The organism is Collimonas sp., assembly GCF_035566555.1.
GTDB lineage: Bacteria > Pseudomonadota > Gammaproteobacteria > Burkholderiales > Burkholderiaceae_D > Collimonas.
In genome coordinates this window covers 1-21,216 of the sequence record NZ_DATMRB010000131.1, presented here as the reverse complement: position 1 = coordinate 21,216, position 21,216 = coordinate 1, and the positions used below count along the sequence as shown (strand labels likewise).

Here is a 21,216-nt window from a genome sequence, read left to right as displayed (position 1 = left end):
TTATTGCTCTACCAGTTGCGCCAGCTTGCCGGGTACGCCGCTGATCGAGCCGGCGCCCATGGTCATCACGACGTCGCCGTCGCGGGCGATATTCAAGATCGATGCCGGCATGTCGTTGATGTCTTCCACGAACACCAGCTCGCCCATGCCGGCCACCCGCAAGGCGTGCGCCAGGGCACGGCCATCGGCGGCAACGATCGGCGCTTCGCCGGCGGCATATACTTCGGCCAGCACCAGCACATCGACGGTTGACAGTACTTTGACAAAATCTTCAAACAGATCGCGCGTGCGGGTATAGCGATGCGGCTGGAACACCAGCACCAGCCGCCGGCCCGGATAGGCGCCGCGCGCTGCCTGGATGGTGGCCGCGGTTTCCACCGGGTGGTGGCCGTAGTCGTCGACCAGCGCAAATTCACCTTTGGACTTGCCGGCCGCGTCCTGCAGCTTGATTTCGCCGTAGCGGGTAAAGCGCCGGCCAACGCCATTGAACTCCAGCAGCGCTTGCTGGATCGCGCTGTCGGCGACACCCAGCTCGCGCGCAATCGCAATCGCCGCGCAAGCATTCTGCACATTGTGCATGCCAGGCTGGTTGAGGCTGATCGGCATCGCCGCATAGCCTTTCTGGACCACGGTGAATTGCATGTGGCCGCCGGCCGCCTTGGCGTCGATCGCGCGCACATCGGCTTCTTCGTGGAAACCGTAGGTGGTGATCAGCTTGGAAATCTGCGGCATGATTTCGCGCACATTGGCGTCATCCATGCACAGCACGGCGACGCCATAGAACGGCAGCCGCTGCGTAAATTCGACAAAGGCCTGTTTCAGCTTGCCGAAGTCGTGATCATAGGTATCCATATGATCGGCATCGATATTGGTGATCACCTCGATCACCGGCGACAGGTTCAGGAACGAAGCATCCGACTCATCGGCTTCGGCCACGATAAAGTCGCCCGAGCCAAGCTTGGCGTTGGCGCCGGCGCTGGTGAGACGGCCGCCGATGACGAAAGTCGGATCCAGCCCGCCTTGCGCCAGCACGCTTGCCACCAGGCTGGTGGTGGTGGTCTTGCCGTGGGTGCCGGCGATGGCGATGCCGCGCTTGAGACGCATCAGTTCCGCCAGCATCACGGCCCGCGGCACGATAGGAATATGCTTTTCGCGGGCAGCGACGACTTCGGGATTATCGGCCTGTACCGCAGTCGATGTGACGATGGCATGGGCCTGGTCGATATGCTTGGCCGCATGGCCGCGGCTGACCTTGGCGCCCAGCGCTGCCAGGCGGCGCGTGGCGGCATTGTCGCCGAGATCGGAGCCGGAAATGGTATAGCCGAGATTCAGCAGCACCTCGGCGATGCCGCTCATGCCACTACCGCCGATTCCTACGAAATGAATATTTTTAACTTTATGTTTCATACTTGACCTGCCAATTCTTCAAGAACCTGCGCGATTGCTTCATTCGCATCGCGCCGGCCGTTTTCATATGCTGCCTGCGCCATCGTCTGGCAGTCCTGACGCGAGATCCGCGTCAGCAACGCGGCCAGGCGCTCCTTGCTCAAATCCGTTTGCGGCAGATGGATCGCCGCCTTCTGTGTCGCCATCCAGCGCGCATTGTCACGCTGATGCGAGGTGGTGGAAGCCACCAGCGGCACCAGCACGCTGGCGACGCCGGCGGCGGTCAGTTCCGACACCGTAATCGCTCCGGCCCGGCAAATCACCAGGTCGGCGTCGGCATAGCGGCGCGGCATGTCGTCGATAAAAGCGACTACCTCTGCCGTCACGCCGGCCGCCGCATAAGCGCTGCGCAAAGCCTCGATATGCTGTTTGCCGGACTGATGCGTGACGCTGGGCCGCGACTCGGCCGGAATCAACGCCAATGCCGCCGGCAAGCAGTCATTCAGCGCCTTTGCGCCAAGGCTGCCGCCCACCACCAGCAAACGCAAGGGGCCGATACGCCCACTGTAGCGCTGCTCCGGCAACGGCAGTGCCAGGATTTCCTTACGCACTGGATTACCGGTGACCAGCGCCTTGCTGGCCGCCTTGCCGAAATCGGCAGGGAAACCGAACAGCACCCGTTGCGCCAGCGGCGTCAGGGTTTTGTTCGACAGCAGCAAGGCCGCATCGGCATTCACCAGCACCAGCGGCACACCACGCAAGCGCGCCATGGCGCCGCCCGGCACCGTCACATAACCGCCCATGCCAAGCACCACATCGGCCCGGCGCCGGCCGAGAATGCGGAAACAGGCCGGGAAGCTCAACAGCATGCGCCAGACGCCGCGCAGCGTATGCGCCAGTCCCTTGCCACGCAAGCCGGCAAATACAATCTTGTCCATCTCGATGCCGTGCTGCGGCACCAGGTCGGATTCCATGCCGTGCGTGGTGCCCAGCCAGCTGACTTGCCAGCCGCGCGCGCGCATGGTGTCGGCAATCGCCAGACCGGGAAATATATGGCCGCCGGTGCCTGCGGCCATGATGACTAGACGCTTCATGCCCGGCCTCCGCGCATCAGAACCCGGTTTTCATAATCGATGCGCAGCAGGATCGCCAGCCCGATGCAATTGATCAGCACGCCGGACCCGCCGTAACTCATCAGCGGCAAGGTCAAGCCCTTGGTCGGCAACAGACCCAGGTTGACGCCCATGTTGATGAAGGTCTGCACCCCGATCCAGATACCGATGCCCTTGGCGGTCAAGCCGGCGAAGGTCTGTTCCATCGCGATTGCCTGGCGGCCGATTTCAAAAGAGCGCTTGATAATCCAGTAAAACAGCATGACCACCACCAGCACGCCGGCAAACCCCAGTTCTTCGCCGATCACCGCCAGCAGGAAGTCGGTGTGCGCTTCCGGCAGGTAGTGCAGTTTTTCGACGCTGGCGCCGAGGCCGACGCCAAACAGTTCACCGCGGCCGAAAGCAATCAGCGAATGCGACAGCTGGTAAGCCTTGCCCAGGGCGTTCTCTTCGGCCCACGGATTCAGGTAAGCAAAAATCCGTTCGCGGCGCCAAGGCGACAGCCAGATCACCAGAGTAAACATGCCCGCCAGCATGGCGCCGATACCGCCAAACCAGATGCCGTTGATCCCCCCCAGGAACAGAATGCCCATGGCGATGCAGACGATCACGCCGAGCGCGCCCAGGTCTGGCTCCAGCATCAGCAGCAGCCCGACCAGGCCGACCGCCGCCGTCATCGGCAGGAATCCCTTGGTCAGCTTGTGCATCACTTCCTGTTTACGCACCGTGTAGTTGGCGGCATACAGCACGATGAACAGCTTCATCAATTCCGAAGGCTGCAGATTGAACACGCGGAACGACAGCCAGCGCTTGGCGCCGTTGACGCCGCGTCCCAGGCCCGGCACCAGCACCATCGCCAGCAGGATCAGGGTGATGACAAACAGATACGGCGCCCAGCGCTGCCAGGTCGCAATCGGAATGCGGAAGGTCACCAGGCCGGCCACCAGCGAGACGCAGATGAAGATCGCTTGCCGCACCAGGAAATGCGCATTGGTGTAGTTCGAATACTTGGGCGAATCCGGCAAGGCGATCGAGGCCGAATACACCATCACCAGGCCGAACAGCATCAGCAATATCACCACCCACACCAGCGGCTGGTCGTATTCCATCATTTTCGAACGCTGGACGCCTGGTTTCTGGCTGTCGAGCGCACGCGGCCGCGCCGCGACATTGCTCACTGAGCTGTCCGCCGGCTTGCCTGAAAATGATGGAAAGGCGAATTTCATAGCCCGACCTCGCCGCGCGACAAGGCCAGTTCACGCACCGCATCGACGAACACCTGCGCCCGGTGGGCATAATTGCGGAACATGTCGAAGCTGGCGCAAGCCGGCGACAGCAACACGGCGTCGCCTGGGTGGGCCAGTTCTGCCGCGCGGGTCACGGCTTCTTCCAGCGTCGCGCAGCCGATGATTTCCAGTGCGCCGGCCGTGCTTTCCACTGCGGCGCGAATCGCCGGCGCATCGCGGCCGATCAGCAGCAATGCCCTGCCATAGGCTGCCAGCGGGGCCGCCAGCGGGGCAAAATCCTGTCCTTTGCCGTCGCCACCGGCGATCAGCAGCAAACGGCTGGCGCTGCCATCGCCGTCACAACCGCGGCCGAGGCCATTCAGGGCGGCAACCGTGGCGCCAACATTGGTGCCCTTGCTATCGTCGTAGTACTCGACGCCGACTATGGTGGTCACCAGCTCGACCCGATGCGGTTCGCCATGGTATTCACGCAAGCCGTGCAGCAAAGGCGCGAACGGCAAGTCGATCGCGCGGCACAGAGCCAGCGCAGCCAGCGCGTTGGCGGCATTGTGACGGCCGCGGATGCGCAGGGCGTCGGCCGGCATCAGGCGCTTGACCGTCACCGGCAGCAAGGCCAGCTGTTCTTTCTTGTTGCGTCGCTTATTGCTTCCTTCGGTGCGCTCTTCTTCATCGCCAGGCACCGCAACGGTCAGCCATTGCATGCCATTGTCGCTGACCAGACCAAAGCAATCGCCTTCATGCGGCTCGTCGAAACCGAAGCTGATGCTGTTGCCGTTGGCGAACTGCATGGTCAGAGGATCGTCACGGTTCAACACACGTATGGTGTTGGCGCTGAAGATGCGCGCCTTGTCGGCCACATACGAGGCCATGTCGCCATGCCAGTCCAGGTGATCCTGGGTGATGTTCAGAATGGTCGCGGCGTCGGCATGCAGGCCGCAGGTTGCATGCAGCTGGAAGCTGGACAATTCCAGCACCCAGACCTGCGGCAGGGCATCGCGCTGCAGTGCGCTGCGCAGCACATCCAGCGCCGCCGGGCTGATGTTGCCGGCAACCTGTACCGTCAGGCCGGCGCGCTCGCACAGCAGTCCAGTGAGGCTGGTGACGGTGGTCTTGCCGTTGGTGCCGGTGATGGCAATCACTTTCGGCGCATAGCCCTGGTTTTCGCGCAATGCCGCCAGGGCTTGCGCGAATACTTCGATCTCGCCCCAGACCGGGATGTCGCGGTCGGTCGCTGCCGACAGGATGTCTTTCAGTTCGCCGGTCGGCGCCAGGCCCGGGCTGGTGACGGCGAAGTCGATCCCTTCCAGCAGGCTGACCGGGAAACCACCGGCCGCGGTGTCGCCGGGGCCGCAAAATTCCACGTCCGGAATGGCTTGCTGCAACAGCGGCAGCCTTTCCGGCGCGCTGCGGGTATCCGCCACGCGCACGGTCGCACCGCAATGTGCCAGCCACAAAGCGGATGCCAGGCCCGATTCTCCGAGCCCTAATACCAGAACATGTTTACCCGTATAGTCCATTACCGCTATCCACTACCTTAACTTCAGAGTTGAAAGTCCAAACAACACCAGCATCATCGAGATGATCCAGAAACGCACCACGACCTGCGTTTCCTTCCAGCCTTTTTGTTCATAGTGATGGTGCAAAGGCGCCATCAGCAACACCCGGCGGCCGACGCCGAAACGCTTCTTGGTGTATTTGAAATAGATTACCTGCAACATCACCGACAAAGTTTCGACCACGAAAATACCACCCATAATGAACAGCACGATTTCCTGGCGCACGATGACCGCCACCGTACCGAGGGCGCCGCCCAGGGCCAGCGCGCCGACATCGCCCATGAATACCTGCGCCGGATAGGCGTTGTACCAGAGGAAGGCCAGTCCGGCGCCCGCCATGGCGCCGCAGAAAATCAGCAATTCACCGGCGCCCGGAATATGCGGGATCAGCAGGTATTTGGCGAAAGTGACGTTACCAGTCAGATAGGCGAACAGTCCCAGCGCCGCGCCGACCATCACGGTCGGCATGATCGCCAGGCCGTCCAGGCCGTCGGTCAGGTTGACGGCGTTGCTGGTGCCGACGATGACGAAATAGGTCAAGGCCATGAAACCCCACACGCCCAGCGGATAGCTGACCGTCTTGAAGAAAGGCACGATCAAGTCAGCCTTGGGCGGCAGGTCGAGGCTGAAGCCCGATTCGACCCAGGCCACGAACAAATCCCAGACCTGGGTGTTGTTCGGCGCCGATACCGAGAACGCCAGGTAGATCGCGGCAACCACGCCGATCACCGATTGCCAGAAATATTTTTCGCGTGAACGCATGCCGTTCGGATCCTTGTAGACCACCTTGCGATAGTCGTCGACCCAGCCGATGGTGCCGAAGCCAAGCGTCACGATCAGCACGATCCAGACGAAGCGGTTGCCGAGATCGCTCCACAGCAAGGTCGAGATGCCGATCGCGATCAGGATCAGCACGCCGCCCATGGTCGGCGTGCCGGATTTGATCAGATGCGTCTGCGGACCGTCGGTGCGCACCGCCTGGCCGACCTTGAGGCGCGCCAGCATGCGGATCACGCCCGGTCCCGCGATCAGGCCGATCATCAATGCCGTCAGGGTCGCGAACACCGCGCGGAACGTGATGAAGTTGAAGACGCGCAGGAAACTGAAATCCTGCTGAAAATTTTGTGCCAGCCATAGCAGCATGTTAGTGAGTCCCCTCGGATGTTGTGCCAACCAGATGCTGGACGGCGCGCTCCATTTTCATGAAGCGCGAGCCCTTGATCAGCACGGTCGTATTCGGTGTCATGGCGGCATCGAGCGCGGCTAGCAACGCTGCGATGTCGGTAAAGTGCCGGGCTTGCGGGCCGAAAGCGATACTCGCCTCGGCCGCCATCGCGCCCAGCGTGAACATCTGTGTAATACCGCGCTGCTGCGCATACGCGCCGATTTCATGGTGGAACTGGAGGCCGTCGTTGCCGACCTCGCCCATCTCGCCCAGCACCAGCAAACGTGGCTCGGCAACCTGCGCCAGCACGTCGATCGCGGCCCGCACCGAATCAGGATTGGCGTTATAGGTATCGTCGATCACCAACGCGCCGCTGCAATTCTCCAGCGTGGCCAGCTTGCGCTGCAGGCGTCCGCTAACCGGCGCGAACGATTCCAGGCCGCGCTTGATGGCAGCGAGGTCGACGCCGATAGCCAGGGTACAGGCGATCGCGGCCAGGGCATTGCGTACGTTGTGTTCGCCCGCCGCAGACAGATGCACCACAAATCCAGGCTGGCCGGGCACGCTCACCGCCAGCTCGCTGCCGAAACCATCGACGCTGTTGCTGTAACTGCAATGCACGTCGGCCGCCGGCGTCAAACCGAAAGTCAGGCTGCCGCCCTTACCGGCACTGTAGCCGCGCCACAACTCTGAATACGGATCGTCCGCCGGAAACACCGCAATGCCGGTGGCCGCCAGGCCGCGGATCACGCTGCCGTTTTCCTCGGCGACCGCAGCAACGCTGGCCATGAATTCCTGATGTTCGCGCTGGGCATTGTTGACCAGGCCGACGGTCGGTTCGGCAAGCGCCGTCAGCACGGCGATTTCGCCGGGATGGTTCATGCCCAGCTCGATCACGGCCGCCCGATGCTCCGCTTGCAACCGCAACAAGGTCAGCGGCACGCCAATCTCGTTGTTGAAATTGCCGCGCGTGGCGAGCGACTTGTCGACGCCGAAAGCCGCAACCAGGATCGCGGCAATCATTTCCTTGACGGTGGTCTTGCCGTTGCTGCCGGTGACGGCGATCAGCGGCAGCCTGAACTGCTGGCGCCAGCATTGTCCGATCGTCCCCAGGGCCAGACGGGTGTCCGGCACCACCAGCGCCGGCACCGCCAGCCCTGCCGGCGCTTGCTCGACCACCACCGCGGCTGCGCCCTGGGCGATTACCTGGTCGAGGAAGTCGTGGGCGTCAAAACGCTCGCCGCGCAACGCGACGAATACGGAGCCAGGCGTCACCGCACGACTGTCCGTGAACAGGCCGCCGATTGCGGTTTCGCCAGCAGTCCCTGCGCTGACAGGCAATCCCAGCCACGACTGCAGTTGTCCCAATGTGGCATTCATAGGCTGCCGCCCTTCATCGTCGCCCGCGCAGCGAGCGCCAGGGCAGTATGGTCGGCGTCTAAAAACGGCAATTTCTTTCCTTTGATTTCCTGATATGTTTCATGTCCTTTTCCTGCCAGCAGCACGACATCGGCCTTGGCCGCGTGACGTACTGCCCACAAGATCGCGGCAGCGCGGTCTTCCAATGCCTGTGCGGCATGCGGCGCCTTCATCCCGGCCAGGATCTGGCCGATGATGACGGCCGGTTCTTCGCTGCGCGGATTGTCGCTGGTGACGATGACGTGATCCGCCTGCTCCGCCACGGCGCCCATCTGCGGCCGCTTGCCGGGATCGCGGTCGCCGCCGCAGCCGAACACGCACCACAATTCGCCGTTGCGCTGCTGCGCCACCTGACGCAGCGTGCTTAAAGTCTTTTCCAACGCATCCGGCGTATGGGCATAATCGATCACGATCAGCGGCGCATCCTGGCCGCCGAACTGCTGCATTCGACCCGGCACGGCAACCAACAGTTCAATCGTATCGAGCGCTGCCTTCCATTCAATGCCATGGGCCAGCAGCACGCCCAGGATTCCCAGTGCATTGCTGACATTGAACTGGCCCACCAATTGCGTTCTAAGCTGCCCCGAGCCAAATGGCGATTCGACATGAAACACGGTGCCGCTGGCGTTAAAACGGATTGCCGAGGCGCGCAACACTGCGACATCCGCCGGCGCCTCCTGCGCGCCGCAGGTGTAGCCGATCAGCGGAATCGCATGCTTCTTTTTCTGTAGATGGCCGACCAGGCGCAATCCCATGTCGTCATCCAGATTGATCACGGCCTTCTGCAAACCCGGCCAGTCGAACAGCATGCGCTTGGCAGCTTCGTAGTGCTGTTCGTCGCCGTGGTAATCCAGATGGTCGCGCGTGAAATTGGTGAACAGGGCGATATCGATATGCATGCCGTTCAAACGGCCCTGCTCCAGGCCGATCGAGGACGCTTCGAGCGCCAGCGCCACAACCCCTTGGCGGCGCATCGCGCCCAAGGTCTGCTGCAGCAGCAGCGCATCCGGCGTGGTGTTGCCGGTTTCCTCGAATTCGCCGCGCTGTCCCTGCACATAGATGCCGGTGCCGAGCGTGCCTATCACGCCGGCAGGCTGGCCCAGCTGCGACAGCGCATGTCCCAGCCACTGGCTGCAGGAAGTCTTGCCGTTGGTGCCGGTGACGGCCACCACCAGCATGTCCTGGTCGGCTTGCTGGTAATAGGCCGCCGCGATCTGGCCGGACAGCTGCTTCAAGCCGCCGACCGCCAGGTGCGCTGCCGTCCAGGCGGCGTCCCAGCTGAACTTGTCGCTCTCGTACAGTATTGCCGAGGCGCCGTTTTTCAGCGCCTGTGCAATATAGGCACGGCCATCCGCGGCATCGCCAGGATAGGCAAAGAACACATCGCCAGCCTTGACCTTGCGCGAATCCGACACCAGCTCGGCGCCAGCCGGCGCGGCGCTGTCCAGCCACTGCTGGATGCCTTGCAATTGTTTCTCAATGGAGGCCATTACAAGCCCTCCTGCGGACCATCGGTCGGGATGATGATATCGGTGACGCTGGAATCCGGCGGCACATTCAACGCGCGCAGGGCGTTCGCCGCCACCGTCGCAAACACTGGCGCCGCGACATCGCCGCCGAAGTGCGAGCCGACCGCCGGCTCGTCCACCATCACGGCAATGATCAGGCGCGGATCGGAAGCCGGCGCAAAACCGACGAAGTCGGCAATGTATTTTTTAACGTACTTGCCGCCTTCGATCTTGTAGGCGGTGCCGGTCTTGCCGCCGACGCGGTAACCCGGGACCTGCGCTTTCGGCGCGGTGCCACCCGGTGCGGTCACCCGCTCCAGCATGGCGCGCATGGTGAGCGCGGTCTTTTCAGACACCACGCGCTGGCCGACCGGCGGTTCCGTGACCTTCTGGAACGACAGCGGGATCAAGTCGCCATTGCGGGCGAAAATCGTATAGGCGTGCGCCATCTGGATCAGCGACACCGAAATGCCGTGGCCATAGCTCATGGTGGCCTGCTCGATCGGCCGCCACGATTTGAACGGCCGCACGCGGCCGGCGACGGCGCCAGGGAAACCGAACTTGGGCTGCTGCCCCAGGCCGACCGTGGTAAACATTTCCCACATCTCTTCGGCCGGCATTTGCAAGGCAATCTTGGCGGTGCCGATATTCGAAGATTTCTGGATGATCTGGGCCACGCTCATGGTCTGCACCGGGTGCGGATGGGAGTCGCCCACGGTCGCGGTGCCGATGGTCATCTTGTCCGGCACCTGGAAAGTCGTGGTGGCCTGCACCCGGTTGGTGTCGAGCGCGAGGGCAATGGTAAACGGCTTCAGGGTCGAGCCTGGCTCGAAGGTATCCGTCATCACACGGTTGCGCAGCTGCGCACCGGTCAGCACCGAGCGGTCGTTCGGGTTATAGCTCGGCAGGTTGGCCAGCGCCAGCACTTCGCCGCTCTTGGCGTCGACCACGACGATGCCGCCAGCCTTAGCCTTGGACTTCTCGACCGCCTCTTTGAGCTGGGTGAAGGCGATGTACTGGATCTTGCTGTCGATCGACAGCACCAGGTCCTTGCCGTCATGCGGCTCCTTGACCGCCTCGATATCCTCAACGATGCGGCCGAGCCGGTCCTTGATCACGCGGCGGCTGCCGGTAGCGCCCGCCAGGGTTTTCTGCTGCGACAGCTCCATGCCGTCCTGGCCGGCATCTTCAACGTTGGTGAAGCCGACCACGTGCGCCGCCACCTCGCCTTCAGGATAGAAGCGCTTGTATTCCTTGCGGGTTTCGATGCCGTCGATGCCCAGCTTGACGATCTGATCTGAAACGTCTTGCTCTACCTGGCGCTTGAGGTAGACGAAATTACGGTCGGAATCGAGCTTCTTGTTCAGCTCGGCGCTGCTCATGTCGAGCAGCTTGGCCAGGGCTTGCAGTTTTTCCTTGGGCGCATCCTTGACGTCGTCAGGAATCGCCCAGATCGCCTTGACCGGCACCGACGACGCCAGCACCTGGCCGTTGCGGTCGGTGATCTTGCCGCGCGTAGCCGGCAGCTCAAGCGTGCGCGCATAGCGCGAAGCGCCCTGCTTTTGGAGGAAATCGGTGGAAATGCCTTGCAGCCACAGCGCCCGCACGATCAGCGCCAGGAAAGCCGCGAACATGGCGAACAGCACCACCCGCGAGCGCCATACCGGCAGCTTGACTTTCAGCACCGGACTGGCCGAAAACGGCACACCCTTGCCGGCCGCGATACGGCCGGTGTGCGAGCTGCGCGGGGGATTGCGCGTCATTTTTCCCCCAGCGTCAGGTACTGGGTGCGCGCGGCGGTCAGCGGCACCATGTTGAGGTCGCGCGTGGCAGCAGCTTCAATCCTGGCGTTCTTGCCCAGCGTCGACTGGTCCAGCTGCAATTGCGCCCACTCGATATCCAGCTGGCGCGACTGGCTGGCAGCCCGTTCCAGTTCGATGAACAGCTGGCGCGCCTGGTACTGGGCATTGACCAGCGCCAGCGCGCACAGCACCAGCGCCAGCGCCAGGACAAAATTGAGGCGGCCGCTCATGCCTGCGCCTCTTTGACAGCGAGCCGTTCGCCGACCCGCATGATGGCGGAGCGGGCGCGCGGATTTTCAGCCACTTCCGCATCCGACGGCTTGACGCGCGAGATCAGCTTCAGCTCCGGCTGCGGCAGGTCCACCGCGCGAATCGGCAGGCGACGGTCAGGCTGCGGCAGCCGGGCTTTCGAGGCCAGGAACTGCTTGACGATCCGGTCTTCCAGCGAATGAAAGCTGATCACGACTAATCTCCCTTGCTGGCCCATCTGCCGAAATGCCTGGTCCAGTACTATCTCGAGTTCTTCAAGCTCTTGATTGATGAAAATCCGTATAGCCTGAAAGGTACGAGTGGCCGGGTCTTTGCCTTTCTCGCGGGTCTTGACGGCGTTTGCCACGATCTGGGCAAGCTGTCGTGTGCCAGTAATGGGCTTGATTGTCCTGCCAGCAACAATCGCCTTTGCAATCTGAACAGCAAACCGTTCTTCCCCATAATCACGTACCACCTTTCCGATTGTTTGTTCATCCGCGCTGGCCAGCCATTCTGCTGCCGAGATGCCGCGCGTCGTATCCATCCGCATGTCGAGCGGGCCGTCAGCGCGGAAGCTGAAGCCGCGGCTGGCGTCGTCCACCTGCGGCGATGAAATGCCCAGGTCCAGCAGCACGCCATCGACTTGCCTGATTCCTCTTTGCTGCAAGGCCTGCGCCATGGTCGCAAAACTGTCATGCACGATCTCGAAACGCGGATCGGCGATAGTGCTCGCGGTGGCGATAGCCTGCGGGTCCTTGTCGAACGCGATCAGACGGCCGCGTTCGCCCAGGCTTTGTAAAATCTTGCGGCTGTGGCCGCCGCGTCCGAAAGTGCCGTCGACGTAGATACCGTCGGCGCGCGTGCCCTCGATCGCCAGCGCACTGACAGCCTCGTCCAATAACACGGTGCGGTGCTGGAACTCGGGCACCACTGGTTCACTCATGGCGGGCCTGTCAGAACGAAAAATTGCTTAACACTTCGGGCATGCCAGCCGCAACTGCTTGCGACTCGCTCTCAGCCAGCTTGGCTGCATCCCAAATCTCGAAATGGCTTCCCATACCCAGCAACATCACCTCGCGCGTCAGGCCGGCGGCCGCGCGCAATTCCGGCGCCACCAGGATGCGGCCGGCGGAATCCAGCTCGACATCCGAGGCATTGCCCAGGAAAATCCGTTGCCAGGCGCGCGCCGACATCGGCCACGCGGCGATCTGCTCGCGGTGGCTCTCCCATACCGGGCGCGGAAACAGCAACAGGCAGCCGTGCGGGTGCTTGGTCAGCGTCAGCCGGCCTTCGCACTGAACGGTCAGCGCGTCACGATGCTTGGATGGCACCGCCATCCGTCCTTTCGCATCGAGATTTAATGCTGACGCACCCTGAAACACCGCACACGCTCCTGTTAGTTGCTGCTGAAAGTTGCTGCTGAATACTGAAAATAGTTCTTTGCAAGTCAGTAAAAATGCCCCACAAAAAAACACTTTTCCACACTTCCACCCACTTTAGAGGATGCACTATTCTAGGTCAAGCCATTTAGCAGGGACCAATTGGAAAATATTCGAGTAAAGTCAATGACTTAGCGCCACTATCTGACAATGTGCAATGAATGTGTTTACATTGAATTACTAAATAAATGAAGGACTTAGCGAGAATTGTAAATGTCAGCTCTCAGCTATACACATGTGTTTGCGGCAAACATGCCGAAACAAAGGTTCACAATTGGCAACCCTGCTGGCGATCCAAAATGGTACAAATCGCAGATAAAGAAGGGAGTAGGCAGCTTGATAGTGCGGGATGAACAGCCGGACAACTGAAGATAACGAGACTTTGACATAACAATTAACAACAATCCTGTGTTTCTTGCCGGCTCAACCGACCAGCCGGCCGCCGCGTACACGTAAACCTTTTTTAGCGAGGCCAGGCGCCAGTGCACTTAGATGCGCCAGGGCATCGCCGCTGTGGGCGTGGCAAATCGCCACCGCCAGCGCATCGGCGGCGTCGGTGCCAGGCAAGCCGGGCAGCTGCAGCAAGCGCTGCACCATGTCCTGCACCTGCTGCTTTTGCGCCTTGCCATGGCCGGCGACCGCTTGCTTGATCTGCAAAGCGGTATATTCCGCCACCGGCAAGTCCGCACTCACCAATGCACAAATGGCGGCACCACGCGCCTGTCCTAGCAGCAGAGTGGATTGCGGATTGACGTTGACGAAGACTTTTTCGATGGCCGAGCAGTCCGGCGCATAGGTCCGTATCACTTCCGACACGCTCGCCAGGATCACTTTCAGCCGTTGCGGCAGGTCGGCGTCCGGCGTCTTGATGGTGCCCGAGCCGATATAGCTGAGCTTGTTGCCCTGCTTGTCGATGATGCCAAAACCGGTGGTCCGCAGACCTGGGTCGATACCGAGGATTTTCATATAAGGCTGACGCAAAACCCCGTAGGGTGGGCACATCGTGCCCACGCGTTGACGTGATAAACGGAGTATATGCCCCGGTGACGCCATGTAGCAGGTAAATGAAGCAAGGTCACTCGTGGGCACGATGTGCCCACCCCACATTAATGGCGGAAATGCCGGGTGCCGGTCAGCAGCATGACGACGCCGTGTTCGTCGGCGGCATCGATGACTTCCTGGTCGCGCATCGAACCACCCGGCTGCACCACGCAGGTAGCGCCGGCATCGACCACGACGTCGAGGCCGTCGCGGAACGGGAAGAAAGCATCCGAAGCCACCGCCGAACCGACCAGCGACAGGCCGGCGTTCTGCGCCTTGATCGATGCGATGCGGGCGGAATCGACGCGGCTCATCTGGCCGGCGCCGACGCCCAGGGTCATGCCGTTGCCGCAGAATACGATGGCATTCGACTTGACGAACTTGGCGACGCGCCAGGCAAACATCAGGTCCTGCAGCTGCTGCTGGGTGGGCTGCTTCTTGCTGACCACTTTCAGTTCGCTCAGGGCGACGTTGCGGGCATCCGGCGACTGCACCAGCAGACCGCCGCCGACGCGTTTGAAGTCATGCAGGTTGATCGCCGCATGGGTCATATCCACCAAGGGGATTTCCAGCAAGCGCACATTCTGCTTGGCGGCAAAGATCTGTTTGGCTTGCTCGGTGAAGGATGGCGCAATGATCACTTCGACGAATTGCTTGGCGACCGCTTCGGCGGCATTGCCGTCGAGCTCCTGGTTGAAGGCGATGATGCCGCCGAAGGCCGAGGTAGGATCGGTTTGCAGCGCCTTGCTGTAGGCTTCCAGCGGATTGCTGCCGATCGCCACGCCGCAAGGATTGGCATGCTTGATGATGACGCAGGCAGTGTCGCTGAAGGTCTTGACGCATTCCCAGGCAGCATCGGCATCGGCGATGTTGTTGTAGGACAGTTCCTTGCCCTGCAACTGCTTGTAGTTGGCCAGCGCGCCTTCGACGTGCCGGGTGTCGCGGTAGAACGCGGCCGACTGGTGCGGGTTTTCGCCGTAGCGCATTTCCTGCACTTTTTCGAAATGCAGGTTCAAGGTGGCCGGATAGGCGCTGCGCGTGGTGTGCTGCTTGTCTTCGCCCAGCGAAGTGAAGTAATTGGTGATCGCGCCGTCGTATTGCGCGGTGTGGGCAAAGACTTTCTTGGCCAGCGCAAACTTGGCGCCGTAGCCGATTTCGCCGTCATTGGCTTTCAGCTCGCTCAATACCGCAGCATAGTCGCTAGGATCGCACAGGACGATCACGTCCTTATGGTTCTTGGCCGACGAGCGCAGCATGGCAGGGCCGCCGATGTCGATATTCTCGATCGCATCTTCCAGCGAGCATTGTTCCTTGGCGATGGTCTGCTGGAACGGGTAGAGGTTGACCACCACCATGTCGATCATCGGAATCTGGTGCTGCGCCAGCGCCGCCATGTGCTCGGGGAAATCGCGCCGCGCCAGGATGCCGCCGTGCACCTTCGGGTGCAGGGTCTTGACCCGGCCGTCGAGCATTTCCGGGAAACCGGTATAGTCCGCCACTTCGGTCACCTTGATGCCGGCATCGGCCAGCAGCTTGGCGGTGCCGCCGGTCGACAGAATATTCACGCCCAGCGCCGACAACTCTTTTGCGAAATCGAGTATCCCGGTCTTGTCGGATACGGAAATGAGGGCTTGTTTGATCATAGTGAAAACTCAGGAAGGTGATGAATGACGAAAAGGCGGACTACGGATAAGTTCAGCTGGCAAACCGCTTTTGGGCTGCCGCCGATGGCGGGAATGGCAGCCTGGCGTTGCTAAGCTCTGCTTGATCTGGCGTTCCTGGCGGCCCCGCAATGCAAAACCGCAAGTTATAAAAATTACAGAAATTACAAAAGACCGTGCTGCTGCAATTTCTTGCGCAGGGTGTTACGGTTGATGCCCAACATTTCGGCGGCATGCGACTGATTGCCTTCGGCGCGCGCGATCACGGCTTCCAATACCGGCTTTTCAACCGTGGAAATCACCATGTCGTAGACATTCGACGGCGGCTGTTCGCCCAAATCCTTGAAATATTTTTCAAGGCTTTGCTTTACCACGTCTTGGATACTTTCTTTACTCATTCTTTTTTACTATTCTTTTTTTAAGAGCCGGACTGAATCGCCACAGGGCCGCGCTTTTGGCGCTGCCAGCTTGCTGGAAATCCTGCCCAGTCCTGTTTCTTGTTAATCTGATTCAGGCCGCCATCTGCTCGGCCACCCCGTATTGTAACCGCTCCCCAAACGCAAACTGCGATTCGAAGAAGCTATTTACTGCCGCCAGCTGCTGGTCGCAATCTTCCAGCAGGTTCATGCGTTGCCGGAATGCCTCGCCGCCGGGCAAATCGCGCACATACCAGCCGATATGCTTGCGCGCGGTGCGCACACCCAGGTAATCCCCGTAGAAACCGTAATGCGCGCGCAGATGCTCATCCATCAAGTGCTGCACTTCGGTCACCAACGGCGCCGGCAAGTATTCGCCGGTGCGCAGGTAATGTTCGATCTCGCGGAAAATCCACGGCCGCCCCTGTGCCGCGCGGCCGACCATGATGGCGTCGGCCTTGGTGTATTCCAGCACCTGGCGCGCCTTTTCCGGCGTTGTGATGTCGCCGTTGGCGACCACCGGGATCGCCACCGCAGCCTTGACTGCCGCAATCGTCTGGTATTCGGCGTCGCCGCTGTAGCCGTCGGCGCGCGTACGTCCATGCAGAGTCAGCATGGCGATGCCGCTGGCTTGCGCCAGGCGCGCGATATTCAAGGCATTCTTGTTGAGACGGTCCCAGCCGGTCCGGAATTTCAGCGTCACCGGCACGTCGACCGCACTGACTACCGCTTCCAGGATCCGCGCCACCAGTTGCTCATCCTGCAACAATGCCGAGCCGCACCAGCTGTTGCAGACTTTCTTGACCGGGCAACCCATGTTGATATCGATGATTTGCGCGCCATGATCGACATTGTACTTTGCACATTCCGCCAGCATCTGCGGATCGGCGCCGGCGATCTGCACGGCCCGCGGCTCCATCTCGCCATCGTGGTTGATGCGGCGCGAAGTCTTTTCGGTCTGCCACAGGCGCGGATTGGAGGCCGCCATTTCCGACACCGCATAGCCGGCCCCCAGCTCTTTGCAGAGCTGCCGGAACGGCCGGTCCGTGACACCAGCCATCGGTGCCACAAAGACATTGTTGCGCAGGAAATAAGGGCCAATATTCATGGCGATATCAAAAGCTCGGGTGAGTTGCAGCGGGAAAGGCGTCATTTTATCGCGATTGCCGCCGCAAGCGGGTTATTCTCGGTGTGTACTTTAGAGCTCGTCTTCAGCTACCGTACTGGAGCCATGCAGATGCTGGGTAGCGTAATGGATCAGTTCGTCCAGCCCGCGGCCATCGGCGCCATAGGTCGCCACTCCTACCGAGAGCGCCAGCCGGATCGACCAGTTTTCGATATTCACCGGATGATTCTTGAAATGGCCGAGGAACACCGCGGCCAGGTTTTCTGCATCCACCGTGTCGGTCGCCGGCAACACATACAGGAATTCCGTCGCATTCCAGCGGCCGCCGCTGTCGCTCTTGCGCAGCTGGCCACCGGTATCCTTGGCGAAGGCCGCCAGGATATTGTCGGCCACGGCCCAGCCGTAGAGATCGTTAATCTTATTGAATTCGTCCAGCTGGCAATACAGGATAGACAGCGGCGACTCATCGGTCGCCGTGGCAGCTACGGCTTCCTCATAGACATGGACGATACGGCGCCGGGTCAGCAAGCCGGTCAGCGAATCAATCTGGGCCTGGCGCGTCAGCAGGTGCGACAGGTTGGACTGCTTCCAGATCACCTCGCAGACATGGCCGAAAGCCTGGAACGAAGCATGCCCGGTATCGGAGAAATAGTCCTGGCTATCGGCGTAAAACACCATCATGCCGTGCATGCGGGCTTTCTCCGAGCGCAGCGGTATCGCCAGCGCCGCCTTGACCGAACAATTTTCCGGATGGGCTTGCCACGGCGCAAACAGGGCCTGGAAATCGCTGTCGTGCCCGGCCTCCCAATCTGCTTCCTGGGCAAACGGCGCGACGTAGTCAAAACAGTCCTTGGACAGCTGCCAGTGATCCGATTCGCTCAAAGCCTTGCCGACGATCGCGGCCGGCTTGATCGCCGCTTCCGAGTCGTCCTGGCAAAACCCGACCCACACCAGCCGGATATGCGGACTGGCCGGCAAGATCATCTGGCACAGGCGCTTGACGCTTTCGCGGCCGCTGTAGGCCTGCGGCAAGGTCTGCAGCAGCTGGTGCAAGACACTGACCAGCGCCAGCTGTTGTTCATTCAGAGCCGCGACGGAAGGCGTCGCGGCTGCCCTTTTCCCCACGGTCGATTCCGCCGTTGACTCGGGGTCAGCAGCACGCTGCGCCCAAGAGGGAAAGAGATTAAGTTTCATGCTGGCAGTCCCACTGTTGTTTTAGTTCTTGTCAGCAAGATTAGCACAGGCACGCTGCTTTTATCGCAACTGTTTTGAATGCAGCTTATACAGATTTATAGCAGTTTTGCGATGTTGATCTACGGCAATAATATGCCGCCGGCAAAGGCTTTCAGCCCCCTCCCCTCCGCTTGCGCGCCGGGTCAGCGATCGACTTCGTCCAAGGTCAGCTCGTCAAGGTGGGCGACGTCGGCCCAGCCGTCCACGCGCAAGGGCTGCGCCCAATCCGGATTCCAGCTCAGGCGATTGATGCTGGCGTTGAAAATATCGCAGCTGCGCGGCTGCTCCAGCGGCAGCTGGTTGGCGCAGCGATAGATACAGTCGAGCACGCCGCCATGGGTGACTACCGCAATGCGCGCCAACTCGCCGCCGCTCAGTATCTGCATCAGGCTGCGTACTGCCCGCGCGTAGAACTCACGCATGGTTTCCGCCGCATGCACGCCGGCCGGATAGCGATAGTCGACGGCGCGCTCCATCAGCGCTGCATAGGCTTCGGGAAAGCGCTGCGCCGCTTCCGGATAGCGCAAACCTTCCAGCGCGCCGTAGCAGCGCTCGCGCAAGCCGGCATCAAGTTGCAAGTTCAGCTTGCGGGCCGCTGCCAGCGGCTCCGCGGTTTGCCGGGCGCGCTGCAGATCGCTGCTGAAGATCGCATCGATGGCGACGCCATCCAGGCTGCGCGCCAACGCCAGCGCCTGGCGCTGGCCGGCCTGATTGAGCGGGATGTCGAGATGACCTTGCAGACGGCGCTCCAGATTCCAGTCCGTTTCGCCGTGGCGTATCAATAAGATTTCAGTCGTTGCCATAAATTTTCTGCAAGGCCCGGCGCTTCTACAACGCCGGGTTCAAGGTATAAAGACCGATCATGGACTCCTGCGCCAGGATATGGCCGTGCATGGCCGCCTGCACCTGCGCACCGGTGAATTTGCCGGTCACCGCCAGGCGCGGGATGCTGAGGGCGTATAAAGTAAAGATATAGCGATGGACGATTTCATCGTTCCACGGTGGACAAGGACCGTCGTAGCCGAAGTAGTCGCCACGCATCGCGGCATCGCCGGCGAACCAGCCGGTGTAGTCATTCAGGCCGTGACGCAAACCCGGGCAGCCCTGGATTTCCGGACCGGGCTTGCCGCGCGGCGTGACGCCATCGCTGAAAGCGGCGGCGGCAATCGCGGCAGTGCTTGGCGGCAGGTCCAGCAGCAGCCAATGGAAAAAATTGACGCGCGGCAAATCCGCTGCCACTGTCTTGCCTTCCTGGTTGACGTCGTCACCGCGCGACGGTACGTCGGGATCGTGGCAGATCAACACCAGCGATTGCGTGGCGGCCGGCAGCTGCTCCCAGGCGAAGTGGGGATTGCGGTTGGTCGACAAACTGACATGGGTTTCCGGATGGCTGACGGCGAAAGCGAATTCGCCAGGGATATAAGCGCCGTCTTTAAAAGAATTGCTCCAGAGTTTCATGACAAGCTCCCGTCGATAAATTCAGATCTGTCAGACTACAGCAAAAACGCCTTACGCCTTGGCGAGCGGCGGTTTTACCTGCAGCCAGAAGGTCACCGGGCCGTCATTGGTCAGCGACACTTGCATGTCGGCGCCGAAGCGGCCGGTCTGCACCTGCGTATGGCTGTTGCCAGCCTGGCGCACAAAATAATCGAACAGACGGCGGCCGTCTTCCGGCGCCGCTGCCGGCGTGAACGAAGGCCGCGTGCCGGATTGCGTATCGGCCGCCAGCGTGAACTGCGGCACCAGCAGCAAGCCGCCGCCGATGTCGCTGACGCTGCGGTTCATCTTGCCGGCGTCGTCGCTGAACACGCGATAAGCAAGCAGCTTGGCCAGCAAGGCATCGGCCTGCTTTTCGCTGTCGCCGCGCTCGGCGCACAGCAGCACCATCAGGCCGGCATCGATGGCGCCGACAGTGACGCCGTCCGCCACCACGCTGGCGTGGCTGACCCGTTGCAGCAGGGCGATCATGCAGTCAGGGTAACGCGCGCGAACTTGCGCTTGCCGACCTGTATCACGAAGGTTGCCGCATCGACTTTCAAACCCTTGTCGCTGATCACCGCGCCGTCAATCCGCACCCCGCCCTGCTCCACCATGCGCAAGGCTTCCGAGGTCGATGGGCAGAGGTTGGCTTGCTTCAGCAACTGGCCGATGCCGAGCGGCGCACCGCTCAAGGTCAGTTCAGGAATGTCGTCCGGAATCCCGCCCTTGGCGCGGTTGTTGAAATCGCTTAAGGCGTCTTCCGCCGCCTGCAGGTTATGGAAGCGCGCCACGATTTCCTGCGCCAGCGCAACCTTGATGTCGCGCGGATTCTGGCCGCCCTCGACCTGCGTCTTGTAAGCGGCGATCTGCGCCAGCGACTTGAACGACAGCAGCTCGTAGTAACGCCACATCATGACGTCGGAAATGCTCATGACCTTGGCGAACATGGTATTCGCCGGTTCGGTGATGCCGATGTAGTTGCCCTTGGACTTGGACATCTTCTCGATGCCGTCCAGGCCCTCCAGCAACGGCATGGTCAAGATGCATTGCGGCTCCTGGCCGTAATCTTTTTGCAGCTCGCGCCCCACCAGCAGATTGAATTTCTGGTCGGTGCCGCCCAGCTCCAGGTCCGATTCCAGCGCCACCGAATCGTAGCCCTGCATCAACGGGTACAGCAGTTCGTGCACCGAGATCGGCGTGCCGGCCTTGAAGCGCTTGGTGAAATCCTCGCGCTCCAGGATGCGCGCCACCGTGTATTTGGCCGACAGCTGAATCATGCCGCGCGCGCCGAGCTTGTCCGACCATTCCGAGTTGTAGCGGATTTCCGTGCGGGCCGGATCCAGCACCAGGCTGGCCTGGACGAAATAGGTCTTGGCG

At 61.3% G+C, this 21,216-nt stretch carries 20 protein-coding genes; all 20 read right to left on the bottom strand.

Annotated elements, in window-relative coordinates:
* A complete protein-coding gene (murC, locus tag VNZ65_RS16680) occupies positions 1–1,407 on the bottom strand; it encodes a UDP-N-acetylmuramate--L-alanine ligase (protein ID WP_325670937.1) in 1,407 nt (468 codons plus the stop codon).
* Positions 1,404–2,480 carry an undecaprenyldiphospho-muramoylpentapeptide beta-N-acetylglucosaminyltransferase gene (murG, locus tag VNZ65_RS16675; RefSeq protein WP_325670935.1) on the bottom strand — a complete coding sequence of 359 codons (1,077 nt, stop codon included), beginning with the start codon at positions 2,478–2,480 and terminating at the stop codon, positions 1,404–1,406. Before murG ends, murC begins: the two co-directional genes overlap by 4 nt.
* The gene (ftsW, locus tag VNZ65_RS16670) at positions 2,477–3,724 is read right to left on the bottom strand and encodes a putative lipid II flippase FtsW (RefSeq protein WP_414649154.1); all 1,248 of its coding nucleotides are present in this window, start codon (positions 3,722–3,724) and stop codon (positions 2,477–2,479) included. Before ftsW ends, murG begins: the two co-directional genes overlap by 4 nt.
* Positions 3,721–5,262 (bottom strand): UDP-N-acetylmuramoyl-L-alanine--D-glutamate ligase, encoded by a 1,542-nt coding sequence (murD, locus tag VNZ65_RS16665; RefSeq protein ID WP_325670933.1) that lies wholly within the window; start codon positions 5,260–5,262, stop codon positions 3,721–3,723. The genes ftsW and murD overlap by 4 nt, the downstream gene beginning before the upstream one ends.
* A gap of 12 nt (positions 5,263–5,274) precedes the next feature.
* The gene (mraY, locus tag VNZ65_RS16660; RefSeq protein WP_038493304.1) at positions 5,275–6,444 is read right to left on the bottom strand and encodes a phospho-N-acetylmuramoyl-pentapeptide-transferase; all 1,170 of its coding nucleotides are present in this window, start codon (positions 6,442–6,444) and stop codon (positions 5,275–5,277) included.
* A 1-nt stretch (position 6,445) separates the two neighbouring features.
* On the bottom strand, positions 6,446–7,846 hold the full coding sequence (locus VNZ65_RS16655) for a UDP-N-acetylmuramoyl-tripeptide--D-alanyl-D-alanine ligase (protein ID WP_325670931.1): 1,401 nt from the start codon (positions 7,844–7,846) through the stop codon (positions 6,446–6,448).
* Positions 7,843–9,375 carry a UDP-N-acetylmuramoyl-L-alanyl-D-glutamate--2,6-diaminopimelate ligase gene (locus VNZ65_RS16650; protein WP_325670929.1) on the bottom strand — a complete coding sequence of 511 codons (1,533 nt, stop codon included), beginning with the start codon at positions 9,373–9,375 and terminating at the stop codon, positions 7,843–7,845. The genes VNZ65_RS16655 and VNZ65_RS16650 overlap by 4 nt, the downstream gene beginning before the upstream one ends.
* Complete coding sequence (locus VNZ65_RS16645; RefSeq protein WP_325670927.1) at positions 9,375–11,156, bottom strand: penicillin-binding protein 2; 1,782 nt, start codon at positions 11,154–11,156, stop codon at positions 9,375–9,377. Before VNZ65_RS16645 ends, VNZ65_RS16650 begins: the two co-directional genes overlap by 1 nt.
* A complete protein-coding gene (gene ftsL, locus VNZ65_RS16640) occupies positions 11,153–11,425 on the bottom strand; it encodes a cell division protein FtsL (RefSeq protein ID WP_061944494.1) in 273 nt (90 codons plus the stop codon). The genes VNZ65_RS16645 and ftsL overlap by 4 nt, the downstream gene beginning before the upstream one ends.
* The gene (rsmH, locus tag VNZ65_RS16635; protein ID WP_325670924.1) at positions 11,422–12,387 is read right to left on the bottom strand and encodes a 16S rRNA (cytosine(1402)-N(4))-methyltransferase RsmH; all 966 of its coding nucleotides are present in this window, start codon (positions 12,385–12,387) and stop codon (positions 11,422–11,424) included. Before rsmH ends, ftsL begins: the two co-directional genes overlap by 4 nt.
* A 10-nt stretch (positions 12,388–12,397) precedes the next feature.
* Complete coding sequence (gene mraZ / locus VNZ65_RS16630) at positions 12,398–12,826, bottom strand: division/cell wall cluster transcriptional repressor MraZ (protein WP_325670922.1); 429 nt, start codon at positions 12,824–12,826, stop codon at positions 12,398–12,400.
* Between the two features lie 480 nt (positions 12,827–13,306).
* Complete coding sequence (ruvC, locus tag VNZ65_RS16625) at positions 13,307–13,849, bottom strand: crossover junction endodeoxyribonuclease RuvC (protein ID WP_061944505.1); 543 nt, start codon at positions 13,847–13,849, stop codon at positions 13,307–13,309.
* Between the two features lie 140 nt (positions 13,850–13,989).
* Positions 13,990–15,567 (bottom strand): bifunctional phosphoribosylaminoimidazolecarboxamide formyltransferase/IMP cyclohydrolase, encoded by a 1,578-nt coding sequence (gene purH, locus VNZ65_RS16620; protein WP_325670919.1) that lies wholly within the window; start codon positions 15,565–15,567, stop codon positions 13,990–13,992.
* A 182-nt stretch (positions 15,568–15,749) separates the two neighbouring features.
* On the bottom strand, positions 15,750–15,983 hold the full coding sequence (locus tag VNZ65_RS16615; protein ID WP_014007929.1) for a Fis family transcriptional regulator: 234 nt from the start codon (positions 15,981–15,983) through the stop codon (positions 15,750–15,752).
* A gap of 112 nt (positions 15,984–16,095) precedes the next feature.
* Entirely contained in the window at positions 16,096–17,109 is a 1,014-nt protein-coding gene (dusB, locus tag VNZ65_RS16610) for a tRNA dihydrouridine synthase DusB (RefSeq protein ID WP_325670917.1), read from the bottom strand.
* Positions 17,110–17,199: 90 nt separating this feature from the next.
* Positions 17,200–18,321 (bottom strand): GGDEF domain-containing protein, encoded by a 1,122-nt coding sequence (locus VNZ65_RS16605; protein ID WP_325670915.1) that lies wholly within the window; start codon positions 18,319–18,321, stop codon positions 17,200–17,202.
* A gap of 182 nt (positions 18,322–18,503) precedes the next feature.
* Positions 18,504–19,163, bottom strand: a complete 660-nt coding sequence (locus VNZ65_RS16600) for a histidine phosphatase family protein (protein WP_325670913.1) — start codon at positions 19,161–19,163, stop codon at positions 18,504–18,506.
* A 25-nt stretch (positions 19,164–19,188) separates the two neighbouring features.
* A complete protein-coding gene (locus VNZ65_RS16595) occupies positions 19,189–19,818 on the bottom strand; it encodes a YbhB/YbcL family Raf kinase inhibitor-like protein (RefSeq protein ID WP_325670911.1) in 630 nt (209 codons plus the stop codon).
* Between the two features lie 51 nt (positions 19,819–19,869).
* The gene (dtd, locus tag VNZ65_RS16590) at positions 19,870–20,328 is read right to left on the bottom strand and encodes a D-aminoacyl-tRNA deacylase (protein ID WP_325670909.1); all 459 of its coding nucleotides are present in this window, start codon (positions 20,326–20,328) and stop codon (positions 19,870–19,872) included.
* Positions 20,325–21,216: tyrosine--tRNA ligase (tyrS, locus tag VNZ65_RS16585; RefSeq protein WP_325670907.1), on the bottom strand; the 892-nt coding region annotated here is incomplete at its 5' end. The genes tyrS and dtd, both read right to left, overlap by 4 nt.